Here is a 15018-nt window from a genome sequence, read left to right as displayed (position 1 = left end):
GGGGCGGCTTTGCCGCTACAGGCTGCGGCGGCTTTCGTAATGGCGGATGCCGCCGCCCACCGGGTCGGGGAAGGTAATCGAACGCGCCAGCAGCTTCAACGGCTGGGACACGTCATCCTGCTTGCACGGCAGGGCCACCGGATAGAAGGCGTCGTTCACGATGGGGATGCCGAGCGAGGCCAGGTGCAGGCGCAGCTGGTGCTTGCGCCCGGTGTGCGGCCACAGCCGGTACAAGGTGTGCTCGCCGCCCGCATAGCCATGCTCGATCACGTCGATCACGGTTTCCGAATTGGGCTCGCCCGCCTCTTCCTGCATGACAAAGAACTTCTCGCCATCGACCATGCGGCTGCGGTAGGTGAAGGGAAACGCGCGCCCGTCCAGACGCGGCGCCAGCGCCTCGTACTCCTTCTGCACTTCGCGCTTCTGGAACAGCGACTGGAACGCGCCCCGGCTGGCGATATTGGACGAGAACACCACCACGCCGGCCGTTTCGCGGTCCAGGCGGTGGATGGGCGTAAGGTCCTGCAGGCCGGTGCGCTTCTTCAGGCGCACCAGCAGCGTCTCCTGCAGGAAGCGGCCGCCCGGCGTCATCGGCAGGAAGTGCGGCTTGTCCACCACCAGCAGGTGCTCGTCCTGGAACAGGATCTCTTCCTGGAACGGAATCGGCGTTTCGGCCTGCTCCAGCTCGCGGTAATAGAAAATGCGCATGCCGCGCCGGTAGCGGCTGGCAGGCTGCAGCGGGCGGCCTTCGCCGTCCACCACGTCGCCGCGCGCCATGCGGTCGCGCCATGCGGCCTCGGTCACGGCGGGATAGCGCGCCAGCAGGAAGGACAGCATGTCCGGCCAGTCCCCCTCCGGCAGCCACAGGTAGCTCGGCGCCACCCCGTCCCGGATCGGCAACGGCGGCGCGGCCTGGAGCTGCCCCTGGTCGCGCGACGGCATGTCAGTTCGGCGCGGGCGTGGTGCGGTACGGCGGCAGCGACGCCTGCTGCACGCCCTTGGCGCGCGCGTACACCGGCATCACCAGCGGCAGCGATTCGTTCATGCGCTGGATGCGCTCCTTGCCGGCCGGGTGGGTCGACATGAACACCGGCGGCGCGCCGGAACTCTGCTTGCCCATCTTCTGCCACAGCACTTCGCCGGCGCGCGGATCGTAGCCGGCGCGCGCCGCCAGGTCCATGCCGACCAGGTCGGCCTCGCGCTCGTCGTCACGCGAATACTTGAGCGACATGCCCTTGGTAAACAGGTCGCTGCCCACTTCGCCCAGGCGCGGATCGACGCCGAAATAAGCCGCGGCGCCGGCCCCCACCAGGCGCGAGAACACCGAGGTGGCGGTGTTCTTGCCGGCCTGCGCGCGCGCATGCTCGCGCAGCGCGTGGGCGATTTCGTGGCCCATCACCATGGCCACTTCATCGTCGGTCAGGTTGAGCTTGGTGAGGATGCCGCTGTAGAAGGCGATGCGTCCGCCCGGCATGCAGAAGGCATTGACGGTGGGCGCGTCCAGCAGGTTGACTTGCCATTTCCAGCTGGCCGCGTCCGGGTTCCAGCGCGTGGCGAACGGCACGATACGGCGCGCGATGGCGCGCAGGCGCACCACTTGCGGATCGTTGTCCGGCAGCAGCGCACCTTTCTTTTGGGCCTCGCTCATCAGCTGCAAGTACTGCTGCTTGGACTGGGCGTCGAATTCCTCCGCGCTGGCCAGGCCGCGCATCCTCGACATGCTTTCGACGGGAATGCCGTCCTGCGCGGCCGCAGGCAGGCCGGCGCTGCAGACTGCCAGCGCCAGCGCAATGGCTTTAAGATTCAGGTGTTTCATGATGTGCTATTTTAGGAAACGTTCACAGGGAACTATCGGCAATAGCATACAATAAAGCGCCCTTAGTGCGCGACCTTCTTGCGCAGGCGGAACACCGCCAGCTCGCCGCGCAGGTTGGGCAGCACCGTGACGATCTTGCCTTCGGCCAGCGCCACGCATTCCATCACCTCCAGGCCCAGCTCCTCGGCCAGTTCGCGGAAGTCGCTGATGGTGGCGCAGCGCACATTGGGCGTGTCGTACCACTCGTAGGGCAGCGATTCGGACACCGGCATGCGGCCTTTCAGCAGCGCCACGCGGTGCGGCCAGTAGGCGAAATTGGGGAAGGACACGATGGCCTCCTTGCCAACCCGCACGATGTCGCGCAGCAGCGGTTCGACGTGCTTCATCATCTGCAGCGAGGACAGGCACAGCACGGTGTCGAAGGAATTGTCGCCAAACAGGCCGAGGCCGTTTTCCATGTCGTGCTGCACCACCTGTACGCCGCGCCTGGTGCTCTCGAGCACCTTGTCGTCGGCAATCTCGATGCCGTAGCCGCTGCAGCGCTTGTCGCTTTGCAGGTAGTCCATCATCACGCCGTCGCCACAGCCCACGTCCAGCACATGCGAGCCCTGCGCCACCCAGTGCGCGATGAAGGCCAGGTCCGGGCGGGCACTGCTCAAATCGTTAAAAGTCATGCCAGTTCCTTCCAAACCCGTTCGTAATAGGCGCGCACCATGTTCATGTAGCGCTCGTCCTCCAGCAGGAAGGCGTCGTGGCCGTGCGGCGCGTCGATCTCGGCGTAGGTCACTTCGCGCCGGTTGCTGATCAGCGCCTGCACGATTTCGCGGCTGCGTTCCGGCGAAAAACGCCAGTCGGTGGTGAAGGAAGCCAGGAAGAACTTGGCCTTGGTGCCGGCCAGGGTCTTGGCCAGGTCGCCGCCGTGGCGGCGCGCCGGATCGAAGTAGTCCAGCGCCTTGGTAATCAGCAGGTAGGTGTTGGCGTCGAAGTACTCGGAGAACTTGTCGCCCTGGTAGCGCAGGTAGGATTCGATCTCGAAGTCGATGCCGAAGCCGAATTTATATTCCTCCACGCCGCGCAGCTTGCGGCCGAATTTCTCGGCCATGTCGTCGTCCGACAGATAGGTGATGTGGCCTATCATGCGCGCCACTTTCAGCCCGTTCTTCGGCACCACGCCGTGCTCGTAGAAATCGCCGCCACGGTAGTCCGGGTCGGTCAGGATGGCGGTGCGGGCCACGTCGTTGAAGGCGATGTTCTGCGCCGACAGCTTGGGCGTGGAAGCGATCACCACGCAGTGGCGCAGCCGCTCCGGATGCATGATGGACCAGGCCAGCGCCTGCATGCCGCCCAGCGAGCCGCCCATGACGGCGGCGAACTGCGCGACGCCCAGCTGGTCGGCCAGGCGCGCCTGCGCGGCCACCCAGTCCTCCACGGTGACGACCGGGAAGGCGGCGCCGTACGGCTTGCCGGTGGCCGGGTTGTTGTGCATCGGCCCGGTCGAGCCGAAGCAGGAGCCCAGGTTGTTGACGCCGATGACGAAGAAGCGGTCGGTGTCGAGCGGCTTGCCCGGACCGACCATATTGTCCCACCAGCCCACGTTCTTGGGCTGGTCGGCATACACGCCGGCCACGTGGTGGGAAGCGTTCAGTGCGTGGCACACCAGGACCGCGTTCGATTTGTCCGCGTTCAGGGTGCCGTAGGTTTCATACATGAGCATGTAGTCGCGCAGCTGTGCGCCGCTTTGCAGCTGCAGCGGCTCCGCGAAATGCATGGTTTTCGGCGAGACGATTCCTATGGAAGGCATGGGTGGTCAGAATAAATACTGCGCGGCCCCACGGGCCAATAATCAATGCGGAACCGCGAGGATGGGTTCCGCAGGCTTGCTTTTGCGTTAGACGCTTGGTTTTTTACATCGCCTGCAGTGCGGCCACGGCGTCGGCGATGGCGCCCGGCTCCATCGCGCGCAGCACCTTGCGGGTTTGCGGCACGATCAGGCCGAGGTCGCTGTTGAGGATCTCCTGCTTGACCGACAGCAGCTGCGCCGGATGCATGGAGAACTCGCGCAGCCCCATGCCCAGCAGCAGCCGGGTGAGCTTGACGTCGCCCGCCATCTCGCCGCACACGGCCACGTCGATGCCGGCCTTGTGGCCGGCCGAGATGGTCATGGCGATCAGCTGCAGCACTGCCGGATGCAGGGGATTGTAAAGGTGCGCCACCTCATAATCAACCCGGTCGATCGCTAGTGTGTATTGGATCAGGTCATTGGTGCCGATGGACAGGAAGTCCATGCGCTTGACGAACATCGGCAGCGCCAGGGCGGCGGCCGGGATTTCGATCATGGCGCCCACGTCCACGCTGGCGTCGAATTTCACGCCGGCCTCGCGCAGCTGGCCCTTGGCCTGCTCGATCATGGCCAGCGACTGGTCGATCTCGAAGGCGTGCGCCAGCATCGGAATCAGGATGCGCACCTTGCCGAAGGCCGAGGCGCGCAGGATGGCGCGCAGCTGGCTGAGGAAAATCTGCGGCTCGGCCAGGCAGTAGCGGATGGCGCGCAAGCCCAGCGCCGGGTTGAGCGCGGTGTGCTCGGCCTGGTCCAGCGGCTTGTCGGCGCCGATATCGAGCGTGCGGATGGTGACCGGGCGGCCCTTCATGGCCACCACGGCTTTCTTGTACTGCTCGAACTGCTCGTCCTCGGACGGGATGCGCGCGTCGCGCCCCATGAACAGGAATTCTGAACGGAACAGGCCCACGCCGTTGGCGCCGGCCTCCATGGCGGCGGCCGTGTCCTCGGGCAGTTCGATATTGGCCAGCAGCGTGATGGCGGTGCCGTCCTTGGTGACGGCGGCGGTTTTCTTCAGCTTGTTGAGCTTTTTGCGCGCGCGCGCCTGCGTCGCCTGGCGCTCGCGGTACTGCTCCAGCACCAGCGCGCTCGGATTGGCGATCACCACGCCGGCGTCGCCGTCGATGATGATCCAGTCGTCCTGCTCGATCAGGGTGGAAGCCTGCGACATGCCGACCGCCGCCGGGATGTCCAGGCTGCGCGCCACGATGGCGGTGTGCGAGTTCTGGCCGCCGACGTCGGTGACGAAGCCGATGAAGGAGCGGTCGCGGAACTTGAGCATGTCGGCCGGCGAGATATCGTGCGCCACCACGATCATCTGGGCCTGGAAATCGTCGTCGCCCGCCGCAGCCGGCGCCTGCAGCGGCTCGCTGCCCATCAGCACCTTCAGCACGCGCTCGGCCACCTGCTGGATATCGGCCTTGCGTTCGCGCAGATAGGGATCTTCGATTTCGTCGAATTGCGCCGACAGCTCGTCGATCTGGGTCAGCAGCGCCCACTCGGCGTTGTAGTGGCGGGTGCGGATGATGTCCAGCGGCGCCTCGGAGATCAGCGGGTCGGACAGGATCAGCGCGTGCACGTCGATGAAGGCGCCCAGTTCGGTGGGCGCGTCCTTCGGCAGTTCGTTCCACAGCGTCTGCAGTTCGCGGTGCACGGCGGCCAGCGCCTGCTGCAGGCGCAGCACCTCGGCCTCCAGATGTTCTTCCTGCACCAGGTAATGCTTGACGTCCAGCGCCGCAGGCGCCAGCAGGTGTGCGCGGCCGATGGCGATGCCGCGCGAAACAGGAATTCCGTGAAGGGTGAACGATGCCATGGGCGGACCTGTCAGAGAGCGGAGATGGCTGCGGTCATCCGGCATTTACTCGCCTTCGCCGAACTTGTCGTTGACCAGCGCGGACAGGGCGGCGATGCAATCGCCCTCGTCGGCGCCGTCGGCCTCCAGCGTGACCTTGGCGCCCTTGCCGGCGGCCAGCATCATCACGCCCATGATGGACTTGGCGTTGATGCGGCGGGCGTTACGGGTGAGCCAGACATCGCTCTTGTACTTTGCTGCCAGTTGGGTGAATTTGGCGGAAGCGCGCGCATGCAGACCGAGCTTGTTGATAATTTCGAGTTCTTGTTGAATCATTTTTTATAGTCGTCTCAAAATAGGGCTAAACCACCCTGATCCGGTTATCCACCCTGACGGCGCCGCTCTGCGCGCCGGCCAGGGCCATTTCAACTACCACGTCCAGCGTGTCGCGGCGGTACGTGATGGCGCGCAGCAGCATCGGCAAGCTGATACCCGCGATCACCTCGACCCGGCCCGCGTCGGCCAGCTTGTTGCAGCAATTGGCAGGCGTGCCGCCTTTCACGTCCGTAATCACCAGCACGCCGTCGCCTTCGTCCAGGCGCTTGATGGCCGCGGCGGCCAGCAGCTGCACCTCCTCCAGGTCCTGGTCCGCCACCACGTCGATCGCTTCCAGCCGTTCCGTCACGCCGCGAAACACATGGTTGCAGGCGGCGATGAAGGCCTGCCCCAGCGGCGCGTGCGTCATAAGCAGTATGCCTACCATATTCGCCTTCTTATACCTGTGCCGCCTGGCTGTGGGCCTCGACCGCGTCGATAAACATGGCCGCCACCTGGAAACCGGTCTGCTGGGTGATCTCCTGGAAGCAGGTCGGGCTGGTGACGTTCACTTCGGTCAGGTTATCGCCAATGACATCTAATCCTACCAGCAACAGTCCACGCGCCGCCAGTACCGGGCCCAGGGTTTCGGCAATTTCCCGGTCGCGCGCCGTCAAGGGCTGCGCCACGCCGGTGCCGCCGGCGGCCAGGTTGCCGCGCACTTCGCCGGCCTGCGGGATGCGCGCCAGCGAAAAGGGCACGGGTTTGCCGTCGATCACCAGGATGCGCTTGTCGCCCTTGGCGATCTGGGGGATGTAGCGCTGGGCCATGATGGTGCGCTTGCCGTTGTCGGTCAGCGTCTCGATGATGGCGCCCAGGTTCAGGCCGTCGGCCTTGATGCGGAACACACCGGTGCCGCCCATGCCGTCCAGCGGCTTGAGGATGATGTCCTGGTGCTCGCTGTGGAAGGCGCGCAGGCGCGCTTCACTGGAGGCCACCAGGGTGGGCGCGGTGAACTGCGAGAACTGGGCGATGGACAGCTTTTCGTTGTGGTCGCGGATGGCCGATGGGCGGTTGAACACGCGCGCGCCCTGCTTCTCGGCCAGCTGCAGCAGATAGGTGCCGTACACGTACTCCATGTCGAACGGCGGGTCCTTGCGCTGGATCACGGCGTCGAAGGCGTCCAGGCCGGTTTCTTCCTGCGGCGAGGCGCGGAACCAGTCGTGCTCGTCGCCGGTCATGGCGATGTGCGACACCAGGGCCGTGACCTTGCCTTCGGTCAGCGCCAGGTCCTTTTGTTCAAAGGCATACACCGCGTGGCCGCGGCGCGCCGCCTCCACCATCATGGCGTAAGTCGAATCCTTGTAGGTCTTGAAGCCTGCCAGCGGATCGGCAAGGAATGCAATTTTCATGGGCGCGTCCAGTCGAGGTAATGCCTGATTTTAGCCGAGTTTGGCATCAGGGGTCGGACCCGGCGGGTCCGGCCCCTGCCCTCAATACACCTCAGGATTCGGATCGGTGCGCTCCATCTCCAGCGAGGCGGCCAGCAGCGCCAGGCGCGCCACCACGCCGTACACGTAGAAGCGGTTCGGCGCCGCCGTGCCCGGCTTGGCCCGCAGGTCCGGCACCGCGTGCTGCTGCGCGAACGCCAGCGGCACGTACTGCGAACCGGGCGCGTTCAGGTTCTGGTCCACGCCGCGCTCGGCGTGCACGCGGTAGTAACCGCCCACCACGTAGCGGTCTATCATGTAGACCACAGGCTCGGCCACCGCGTCCTTGATGCTCTCGAAGGTCGGCACCCCCTCCTGGATGTTCAGGTCCGACACCACGCGCCCGTCCTTGATGACGGCCATCTTGTCGCGCTGCGCCGCCGACAGGTCCTTCAGCTCGGCCGCGTCGCGGATCGAGATGATGCCCTTGCCGTAGGTGCCCGCGTCCGGCTTGATGATGACGAACGGCTTCTGGTCCTTGATGCCGTATTCCTTGTATTTCTTGCGGATCTTGGCCAGCACCGCGTCGACGTTGGTGGCCAGGCAGTCCAGGCCCTCGCCGCTGTGGAAATCCACCTCGCCGCACTTGGCGTGGAAGGGGTTGAGCATCCACGGATCGACTCCGATCAGCTTGCCGAACTTCTTGACCACCTCGTCGTAGGCGGTGAAATGGTTGCTCTTGCGGCGCAGCGCCCAGCCGGCGTGCAGTGGCGGCAGCAGGCTCTGCTCGTGGATGTTCTGCAAGATGTCCGGGATGCCGGCCGACAGGTCGTTGTTCACCAGGATGGTGCAGGGGTCGAAATCCTTCAGGCCCAGGCGGCGCCCGTTGGCCGAGCGCACCAGCGGCTCGATCACCAGCATGTTGCCGTCAGGTAGCGCCAACGGGGTCGGCTGGGTGATCTCGGGATTCAGCGAGCCCAGGCGCACGTGCAGGCCGGTCTGGCGGAAGATCTGCATCAGGCGCGCCACGTTGTCCAGGTAGGTCGGGTGGCGGTCGTGCACTTCCGGGATCAGCAGCAGGTTGCGCGCGTCCGGGCAGTACTTGTCGATCGCGGCCATGGCGGCCTGCACCGACAGCGGCAGCATTTCGCTGGCCAGGTGGTTGAAGCCGCCCGGGAACAGGTTGGTGTCGACCGGGGCCAGCTTGTAGCCCGCGTTGCGCAGGTCCACCGAGCAATAGAACGGCGGCGTATGCTCCTGCCACTCGAGGCGGAACCAGCGCTCAATGGCCGGCGTGGCGGCCAGGATTTTTTCTTCGAGGTCGAGCAGCGGTCCGGTCAGGGCCGTGACGAGGTGGGGAACCATGGCTACATCCTTAACAACTGGGGAAACTGTCTAATCTTACCGTGCGAGCTCACCAAATCGGGGCGAAAACGCCAATTTAAAGGCCGTAAAATGCAAAAAGGCGCCCCGAAGGGCGCCTTTTGCAGCATTTTTGCGGAAAAAACAGCGATTAAGCGTGGTAAGCCGATTCGCCGTGGCTGGTGATGTCCAGGCCTTCGCGCTCTTCCTCTTCCGGCACGCGCAGGCCGATGGCGATGTCCACCAGCTTGTAGGCGATGACGGACACGATGGCCGACCAGGCGATGGTGATGCCGACTGCGGTCAGCTGGGTAATCACCTGGCCGCTGATCGAGTAGTCGGCCGAGGCTTTGTTGGCCACGTAGTCGAAGATGCCCTGGCCGCCCAGCGACGGCGCAGCGAACACGCCGGTCAGGACCGCACCCAGGATACCGCCCACGCCGTGCACGCCGAACACGTCCAGCGAGTCGTCGGCGCCGATCAGGCGTTTCAGGCCGTTCACGCCCCACAGGCAGACGATGCCGGCCAGCAGGCCGATCACCAGTGCCCCCATCGGGCCGACAAAGCCGGCCGCCGGGGTGATGGCCACCAGGCCGGCCACTGCGCCCGATGCCGCGCCCAGCATCGATGGCTTGCCCTTGGCGATCCACTCGCCGAAGACCCACGACACGGTGGCGCAAGCGGTTGCCAGCAGGGTGTTGATGAAGGCCAGCGCGGCGATGTCGCCCGCTTCCAGTGCCGAGCCGGCGTTGAAGCCGAACCAGCCCACCCACAGCAGCGACGCGCCAATCATGGTCATGGTCAGCGAATGCGGCGCCATGGATTCACGGCCGTAGCCGACGCGCTTGCCGATCATGATGGCGCCAACCAGGCCAGCCACGGCGGCGTTGATGTGCACTACGGTGCCGCCGGCGAAGTCCAGCGCGCCTTTCTGGAAGATGAAGCCGGCTTTCGCGCCCTCGGAAGCGGCGGTGGCGGCGTCCTTGATGGCGTCCGGACCGGTCCAGAACCAGACCATGTGGGCTACCGGCAGGTAGGCGAAGGTGAACCACAGCACGATGAAGGCCAGCACGGCGCTGAACTTGACGCGCTCGGCGAAGGCGCCGACGATCAGGCCGCAGGTGATGGCGGCGAAGGTGCCCTGGAAGGCCACGAAGATGAACTCCGGAATCACCACGCCCTTGCTGAAGGTGGCCGCGACGCTGAAGGCGCCCTTGACCGGATCCCAGATGCCGTTCAGGAACAGGCGGTCGAACTTGCCGTAGAAAGCGCCGCCTTCGGTGAACGCCAGCGAGTAGCCGTAGATGCACCACAGTACGATGACCAGGGCAAACACCATGAACACCTGCAGCAGGACCGACAGCATGTTTTTCGAACGCACCAGACCGCCGTAGAACAAGGCCAGGCCCGGAATGGTCATCAGGATCACCAGCAGCGTGGCGACGAACATCCAGGCGGTGTCGCCCTTGTTCGCCACCGGTGCTGGGGCGGCGGGCGCTTCGGCCGGCGCGGCGGCGGCCGTGGCGGCAGCAGGCGCGGCGGCTGGCGCGGCAGCGGCGTCGGCAGGAGCGGCGGTGGCGGCGGCAGGCGCGCTGGCGGCTGGCGCCTCGGCTGGCTTGGCGTCTTGCGCGTAGCCCGGCAGGGCCGCGCTAAAGGCAAACAGGACAGCGGCCCCGGCCAGCAGTTTTGTTATGGTTTTCTTCATTTTAAAAGTTCCCCTTGGACTTAGAGAGCGTCGTTGCCGGTTTCGCCGGTACGGATGCGGACAACCTGTTCCAGGTTGTAGACAAAAATCTTGCCGTCGCCGATCTTGCCGGTGCGGGCCGCGCCCTCGATCGCTTCGATGGCCTGTTCAACCACGGCATCATCCACCGCCGCTTCGATCTTGGTCTTGGGCAGGAAGTCGACCACGTACTCGGCGCCACGGTACAGTTCGGTATGGCCCTTCTGGCGCCCGAAGCCCTTGACCTCGGTCACGGTAATGCCCTGCACGTTAATCGCCGACAAGGCCTCACGGACCTCATCCAGCTTGAAGGGCTTGATAATGGCGGTAATCAGTTTCATCGGAGGCCTCGCTTAGAAAATTTTGGAAACGGTCAGCACGGCACCCAGTTTGGCCAGGTCCTTGCCATTTTGCGGAGAGGTATAAGCCGAGGTGGTGCCTTTGACAGCGGCCAGCGACACGGTGACCACGCCGTAATCCTTGGTTACGCCCACTTTCCAGTCGGTGTAGCTGGCGGCGCTGTTGTTCTTGACGTTCTGGCGGCCCACGTGCAGGTTCAGGATGTAGCCGTCCTGGATTTCCTGATTCACCGAGGCGTCGAAGTAGCCGCTGTTCTTGCTGTCGGCAAAGCCGAACAGGTTGGTGGTCGAGTGCGAATACTTCAGCGTGGCCGGACCATAGCTGACTGCGCCGTACAGTTCGAAGGTATTGGCGCTCGGATGCAGGTCGTTGGACGGGTAGAAGTAGTACAGGCCGCCCACGTCGTAGCTGAAACCGCCGCCCAGATCACCGCGCTTGCCGCCGTATACATCCCACTCGACCTTGGCGTCGCCGCCTGCGTCGTCGATCCACTTGATGGTCGACAGCCAGGTACCAGCGTAGAAACCGCTCGGATTGTGCACCCAGTCGGCGCCGCCCTGCAATGCCGGCTTGAGGCGGGTCTGCGAGATGCCGCGATAGCGGTAGTCGGTGGTCAGCGCCGCGTTGAACGACACTTCGTTATCCGGTTTCGCCGCTGGCGCGTCTTCCGCGCGGGCCACACCAGCTCCCAGGCTAGCCATCGCGAGTGTGATTGCTGCTGCAAGAGTCAGGTGCTTGGTCATGTATTTCATGGCGATATCCTTTAGTTTGAACTTTTGTAGCGGTTGCGGTTTAAAATCCAGGCTAAGCCTAAGCGTTCAATACTTCTTTAGCAGAATGCGTGCCAGCTGACTTCTTGCAAACTTGCAAGATAGTTAGCAGCAATTACCGGTATGGCGGCATGGCGCGGCCACAATCCCGCACCATATTAATGCTTAATTAGCAGGCATCGCACCGAAATGGTGCGGGCCGGCATAAAACCTAGGAAATACCATGGACATGAATAACTTCTTCAACGACTTGCAAGGCAAGATCAACCAGGCAATCGAGAATTCGCCGGCCAAGGACATCGAGAAAAACGTGAAATCGATGATGACCCAGGGTTTCGCCAAACTGGACCTGGTTACCCGCGAAGAGTTCGACATCCAGGCGCAGGTGCTGGCCAAGACCCGCGCCAAGCTGGACGCCCTGGAAGCGCGCCTGGCCGAACTGGAAGCGAAAGCCGCTGCACCAAAATAGGCCTGCCGGCAGTGCCGACGCCGGCACTGCCAGCTTGAGCGGCGTCAAAACGCCCTGCTGCCGGCGCGCTAAGATGGACAATCGCGCTTTGCCGCAGGAGGGACGCCATGAGCCTTGCCGTTCTGAGAAGCCGCGCACTGGCGGGCATGGAAGCGCCCGAAGTTAGCGTTGAAGTGCACCTGGCCAATGGCCTGCCGGCCTTCGCCATGGTGGGGCTGCCGGAAACGGAAGTGAAAGAAGCACGTGACCGGGTGCGCGCGGCGATCCAGAACGCCGGTTACGAGATGCCGGCCCAGCGCATCACCGTCAACCTGGCGCCCGCCGACCTGCCCAAGGAATCTGGCCGTTTCGACCTGCCGATTGCCCTTGGCATCCTGGCTGCCTCCGGCCAGATCCCCACCTCCCCCTTGCGCGACTATGAATTTGCCGGCGAGCTGTCGCTGTCCGGCGAACTGCGGCCGATCCGCGGCGCGCTGGCCATGACATATGCCATGCACCGCGCCACACATGGCGCCGGCAAAGCCCGGCGCGCCTTCATCCTGCCGCAGGCCAATGCCGACGAAGCGGCGCTGGTGCGGGACGCGCTGATCTACCCCGCCACGTCGCTGACGCAGGTGTGCGCCCACTTCGCCTGCAGGAGTGATGAAGCCGCTCCGGGAGCGCTGCTGCGCCACCAGCCCGCAGCGCTCCCGCTGGCGCCGGACTATCCGGATTTTTCGGACGTGAAAGGACAGGCCACGGTCAAGCTGGCGCTCGAGGTCGCCGCCGCTGGCCGCCACAGCGTCCTGCTGGTGGGCCCGCCAGGTACCGGCAAGAGCATGCTCGCCGCGCGCTTCCCCGGCCTGCTGCCCGCCATGACGGACGAGGAAGCGCTGGAAGCTGCCGCCGTACAGTCGCTCAGCGGGCAGTTCAACGCTGCCGCCTGGAAGGCGCGGCCGTTTCGTTCGCCGCATCACACGTCTTCCGGCGTCGCCTTGGTGGGCGGCGGCAGCGTACCGCATCCGGGCGAAATCTCCATGGCGCACCAGGGAGTGCTATTCCTGGACGAGCTGCCGGAATTCGACCGGCGCGTGCTGGAAGTGCTGCGCGAGCCCATGGAATCCGGCAAGGTCACCATTTCGCGGGCCGCGCACCGCGCAGACTTTCCGGCCCGCTTCCAGCTGCTGGCGGCCATGAACGGCTGCCCCTGCGGCTACCATGGTCACGCCAGCGGCAAATGCCGCTGCCCGCCCGACGCCATCCTGCGCTACCAGGGCCGCATTTCCGGCCCCTTGCTGGACCGGATGGATTTGCTGATCTCGGTCAATCCGCTCTCGCCCGAAGAGCTGGAAGCGCCGTCGGACGGCGAAAGCTCGTCCGCCATCGCGGCGCGCGTGCAGCAGGCCTGGGCCATCCAGCAGGCGCGCCAGGGCAAGAGCAACCAGCTGATGGGCACGCGAGAGATTGAGCGGCATTGCAAGCTGGACCGGGCAGGCAAAGCCGTGCTGCGGGCGAGCATGCTGAAATTCCATTGGTCCGCGCGGGCCTATCACCGGATCTTGCGGGTGGCGCGCACCGTTGCCGACTTGCAGCAGTCAGCTGCCATCGCCGAGCCGCACGTGAGCCAGGCGGTCCAGTTCCGCCGCGCCCTGCTCGATTTGTAGCAGCGATAGCGCCGGCGCTTGCTGCCTGCTACCATCACATCATGCATACTAAAATTACCACGCTGTTCCGTACCGCCATCGGCGCCGCCCTTGCCGCCGCCGCAGTGAGCGGCTGCAGCCCCAAGTTCGACTGGCGCGACTTCCGCAGCGCGGAAGCGCCCTACGCCGTGCTATTCCCCGGCAAGCCGGCCACGCACACGCGCAGCATCAGCCTGGGGGGTGAAACCGTAAAGATGCAGATGGCCGCCGCCGAAGTCGATGGCGTCACCTTTGCCGTGGGGGCCGCCGAAATGGCCGATGCCGCCCAGGCCCAGGCCGCCATCACTGCGATGAAAAACACGATGGTGGCCAATATCGGCGGCACCGTCACGGCGGAAAAGCAGGCCAGCGCGGCCGCGTCCAGCGGCGGCGTGAGCCAGCAGCAGCAGTCCATCGACGTGGAAGCCAAAGGCGCGCGCAATGGCGAAGCGCTACGCCTGGTGGGACGGTTTATTGCCAGGGACAAACGGGTCTATCAGCTGGTCGTGATAGGCAAGGACAAGCACATGGTGAACGACGAGATCGATACGTTCATGCGTTCGTTCAAGCTGAACTGATGTGCAAGAATGGAAGTCGTGTTATCGTTTGAACACGCACAACAAGAGTGGGGGAAACGCCATGTTGATCACGTTTAAATCCAAATCCTCTCCAGCGGTCATGATGTACAAAGAGCATGCCGAACGCATCCTTGAGCTGCTGAACAAGAGTCCCACGCGAGGCGTGATCACGGCGGCCGAGGCGGCCGGCGCCCTGGCGGCGCTGGAGCACGAAGTGGAGCTCAGCAAGCTTCATCCGGACCAGGACATCGAGCACCACGAGGACAAGACCCATTCCACCGCCGCGCTCGAAGACGACACTGCCTTGCAGGAAAAGCAGCATATTGGCTTCGCGGCCCGCGTCTATCCCCTGCTGGAAATGTTGCGCGCGGCCGTGACAGACGGCCACGACATCGTTTGGGGCGTCTGAAAAGCAAAAAAGCCCCACCAGATCACTGGCGGGGCTTTTTCATATAACTAGCCTGACGATAACCTACTTTCACACTGGTTGCAGCACTATCATCGGCGCAAAATCGTTTCACGGTCCTGTTCGGGATGGGAAGGGGTGGGACCGATTTGCTATGGTCATCAGGCTTTGACTTGTANCTGGTTGCAGCACTATCATCGGCGCAAAATCGTTTCACGGTCCTGTTCGGGATGGGAAGGGGTGGGACCGATTTGCTATGGTCATCAGGCTTTGACTTGTAAGCTTTGCAGCGCTCTGGCGYTGCAACAGCTTTAAAACTTGGAAGAATTCAGATTTATTATGTAGCGATTGCGTATCAACTACGCACAACATGCGCACTTCTCGCCTAYAACTTATCAATGTTATAGGGACAAGCCTTACGGGCAATTAGTACTGGTTAGCTTAATGCATTACTGCACTTCCACACCCAGCCTATCAACGTCCTGGTCTCGAACGACCC

The 15018-nt window shown here is 64.1% G+C and carries 16 protein-coding genes and 3 rRNA genes; 4 read left to right on the top strand and 15 right to left on the bottom strand.

Translation table 11 applies throughout. The features are described 5' to 3' along the window. Positions 1-15: 15 nt before the first annotated feature. From ASD15_RS08190 to ASD15_RS08135, 12 genes are all read right to left on the bottom strand, one after another. Positions 16-942 carry a pseudouridine synthase gene (locus tag ASD15_RS08190; RefSeq protein ID WP_057154352.1) on the bottom strand — a complete coding sequence of 309 codons (927 nt, stop codon included), beginning with the start codon at positions 940-942 and terminating at the stop codon, positions 16-18. A 1-nt stretch (position 943) separates the two neighbouring features. Then, positions 944-1816, bottom strand: coding sequence for a M48 family metallopeptidase (locus ASD15_RS08185; protein WP_057154351.1), 873 nt, complete (start codon positions 1814-1816; stop codon positions 944-946). Between the two features lie 62 nt (positions 1817-1878). Further along, positions 1879-2490: a methionine biosynthesis protein MetW gene (gene metW / locus ASD15_RS08180; protein WP_057154350.1), complete on the bottom strand. Its 612-nt coding sequence runs from the start codon at positions 2488-2490 to the stop codon at positions 1879-1881. After that, the gene (locus tag ASD15_RS08175; RefSeq protein ID WP_057154349.1) at positions 2487-3584 is read right to left on the bottom strand and encodes a homoserine O-acetyltransferase; all 1098 of its coding nucleotides are present in this window, start codon (positions 3582-3584) and stop codon (positions 2487-2489) included. Before ASD15_RS08175 ends, metW begins: the two co-directional genes overlap by 4 nt. Positions 3585-3720: 136 nt before the next feature. After that, entirely contained in the window at positions 3721-5466 is a 1746-nt protein-coding gene (ptsP, locus tag ASD15_RS08170) for a phosphoenolpyruvate--protein phosphotransferase (protein WP_057154348.1), read from the bottom strand. 45 nt (positions 5467-5511) lie between these two features. Beyond that, entirely contained in the window at positions 5512-5781 is a 270-nt protein-coding gene (locus ASD15_RS08165; RefSeq protein ID WP_057154347.1) for an HPr family phosphocarrier protein, read from the bottom strand. 25 nt (positions 5782-5806) lie between these two features. Continuing rightward, a complete protein-coding gene (locus tag ASD15_RS08160) occupies positions 5807-6208 on the bottom strand; it encodes a PTS sugar transporter subunit IIA (protein ID WP_057154346.1) in 402 nt (133 codons plus the stop codon). Between the two features lie 10 nt (positions 6209-6218). Further along, positions 6219-7172 carry a glutathione synthase gene (gene gshB, locus ASD15_RS08155; RefSeq protein ID WP_057154345.1) on the bottom strand — a complete coding sequence of 318 codons (954 nt, stop codon included), beginning with the start codon at positions 7170-7172 and terminating at the stop codon, positions 6219-6221. Between the two features lie 81 nt (positions 7173-7253). After that, positions 7254-8555, bottom strand: a complete 1302-nt coding sequence (gshA, locus tag ASD15_RS08150) for a glutamate--cysteine ligase (protein ID WP_057154344.1) — start codon at positions 8553-8555, stop codon at positions 7254-7256. Between the two features lie 148 nt (positions 8556-8703). Beyond that, positions 8704-10257, bottom strand: a complete 1554-nt coding sequence (locus ASD15_RS08145; RefSeq protein WP_057154343.1) for an ammonium transporter — start codon at positions 10255-10257, stop codon at positions 8704-8706. 20 nt (positions 10258-10277) lie between these two features. Then, complete coding sequence (locus ASD15_RS08140; RefSeq protein ID WP_056398174.1) at positions 10278-10616, bottom strand: P-II family nitrogen regulator; 339 nt, start codon at positions 10614-10616, stop codon at positions 10278-10280. 12 nt (positions 10617-10628) lie between these two features. After that, on the bottom strand, positions 10629-11387 hold the full coding sequence (locus tag ASD15_RS08135) for a TorF family putative porin (RefSeq protein WP_057154342.1): 759 nt from the start codon (positions 11385-11387) through the stop codon (positions 10629-10631). Positions 11388-11628: 241 nt separating this feature from the next. Here ASD15_RS08135 and ASD15_RS08130 point away from each other — a divergent pair, with 241 nt between their 5' ends. The 4 genes from ASD15_RS08130 to ASD15_RS08115 all read left to right on the top strand — a co-directional run bounded on the left by ASD15_RS08130 (position 11629) and on the right by ASD15_RS08115 (position 14522). After that, positions 11629-11874: an accessory factor UbiK family protein gene (locus tag ASD15_RS08130; protein ID WP_057154341.1), complete on the top strand. Its 246-nt coding sequence runs from the start codon at positions 11629-11631 to the stop codon at positions 11872-11874. A 107-nt stretch (positions 11875-11981) separates the two neighbouring features. Next, complete coding sequence (locus tag ASD15_RS08125) at positions 11982-13517, top strand: YifB family Mg chelatase-like AAA ATPase (protein ID WP_057154340.1); 1536 nt, start codon at positions 11982-11984, stop codon at positions 13515-13517. A gap of 41 nt (positions 13518-13558) precedes the next feature. Next, entirely contained in the window at positions 13559-14113 is a 555-nt protein-coding gene (locus ASD15_RS08120) for a hypothetical protein (protein WP_057154339.1), read from the top strand. 61 nt (positions 14114-14174) lie between these two features. Then, on the top strand, positions 14175-14522 hold the full coding sequence (locus ASD15_RS08115; RefSeq protein WP_057154338.1) for a DUF1840 domain-containing protein: 348 nt from the start codon (positions 14175-14177) through the stop codon (positions 14520-14522). A 50-nt stretch (positions 14523-14572) separates the two neighbouring features. Here ASD15_RS08115 and rrf (ASD15_RS08110) read toward each other — a convergent pair. The 3 genes from rrf (ASD15_RS08110) to ASD15_RS08100 form a co-directional block, all read right to left on the bottom strand. Beyond that, a 5S ribosomal RNA gene (gene rrf, locus ASD15_RS08110) occupies positions 14573-14685 on the bottom strand. An 11-nt stretch (positions 14686-14696) separates the two neighbouring features. After that, positions 14697-14787: ribosomal RNA gene (gene rrf, locus ASD15_RS08105) — 5S ribosomal RNA — on the bottom strand. Between the two features lie 137 nt (positions 14788-14924). Further along, positions 14925-15018: ribosomal RNA gene (locus ASD15_RS08100) — 23S ribosomal RNA — on the bottom strand; the annotation flags it as partial.

The organism is Massilia sp. Root351 (genome assembly GCF_001425045.1).
Taxonomy (GTDB): Bacteria; Pseudomonadota; Gammaproteobacteria; order Burkholderiales; family Burkholderiaceae_D; genus Rugamonas.
This window is presented reverse-complemented; position numbering and strand designations above follow the sequence as displayed.

What these genes read in the sequence shown, in the direction of transcription:
- ASD15_RS08190 (WP_057154352.1), bottom strand. Translation starts at nt 942, where the DNA reads ATGCCGTCGCGCGACCAGGGGCAGCTCCAGGCCGCGCCGCCGTTGCCG.
- ASD15_RS08185 (WP_057154351.1), bottom strand. Translation starts at nt 1,816, where the DNA reads ATGAAACACCTGAATCTTAAAGCCATTGCGCTGGCGCTGGCAGTCTGC.
- metW (WP_057154350.1), bottom strand. Translation starts at nt 2,490, where the DNA reads ATGACTTTTAACGATTTGAGCAGTGCCCGCCCGGACCTGGCCTTCATC.
- ASD15_RS08175 (WP_057154349.1), bottom strand. Translation starts at nt 3,584, where the DNA reads ATGCATTTCGCGGAGCCGCTGCAGCTGCAAAGCGGCGCACAGCTGCGC.
- ptsP (WP_057154348.1), bottom strand. Translation starts at nt 5,466, where the DNA reads ATGGCATCGTTCACCCTTCACGGAATTCCTGTTTCGCGCGGCATCGCC.
- ASD15_RS08165 (WP_057154347.1), bottom strand. Translation starts at nt 5,781, where the DNA reads ATGATTCAACAAGAACTCGAAATTATCAACAAGCTCGGTCTGCATGCG.
- ASD15_RS08160 (WP_057154346.1), bottom strand. Translation starts at nt 6,208, where the DNA reads ATGGTAGGCATACTGCTTATGACGCACGCGCCGCTGGGGCAGGCCTTC.
- gshB (WP_057154345.1), bottom strand. Translation starts at nt 7,172, where the DNA reads ATGAAAATTGCATTCCTTGCCGATCCGCTGGCAGGCTTCAAGACCTAC.
- gshA (WP_057154344.1), bottom strand. Translation starts at nt 8,555, where the DNA reads ATGGTTCCCCACCTCGTCACGGCCCTGACCGGACCGCTGCTCGACCTC.
- ASD15_RS08145 (WP_057154343.1), bottom strand. Translation starts at nt 10,257, where the DNA reads ATGAAGAAAACCATAACAAAACTGCTGGCCGGGGCCGCTGTCCTGTTT.
- ASD15_RS08140 (WP_056398174.1), bottom strand. Translation starts at nt 10,616, where the DNA reads ATGAAACTGATTACCGCCATTATCAAGCCCTTCAAGCTGGATGAGGTC.
- ASD15_RS08135 (WP_057154342.1), bottom strand. Translation starts at nt 11,387, where the DNA reads ATGAAATACATGACCAAGCACCTGACTCTTGCAGCAGCAATCACACTC.
- ASD15_RS08130 (WP_057154341.1), top strand. Translation starts at nt 11,629, where the DNA reads ATGGACATGAATAACTTCTTCAACGACTTGCAAGGCAAGATCAACCAG.
- ASD15_RS08125 (WP_057154340.1), top strand. Translation starts at nt 11,982, where the DNA reads ATGAGCCTTGCCGTTCTGAGAAGCCGCGCACTGGCGGGCATGGAAGCG.
- ASD15_RS08120 (WP_057154339.1), top strand. Translation starts at nt 13,559, where the DNA reads ATGCATACTAAAATTACCACGCTGTTCCGTACCGCCATCGGCGCCGCC.
- ASD15_RS08115 (WP_057154338.1), top strand. Translation starts at nt 14,175, where the DNA reads ATGTTGATCACGTTTAAATCCAAATCCTCTCCAGCGGTCATGATGTAC.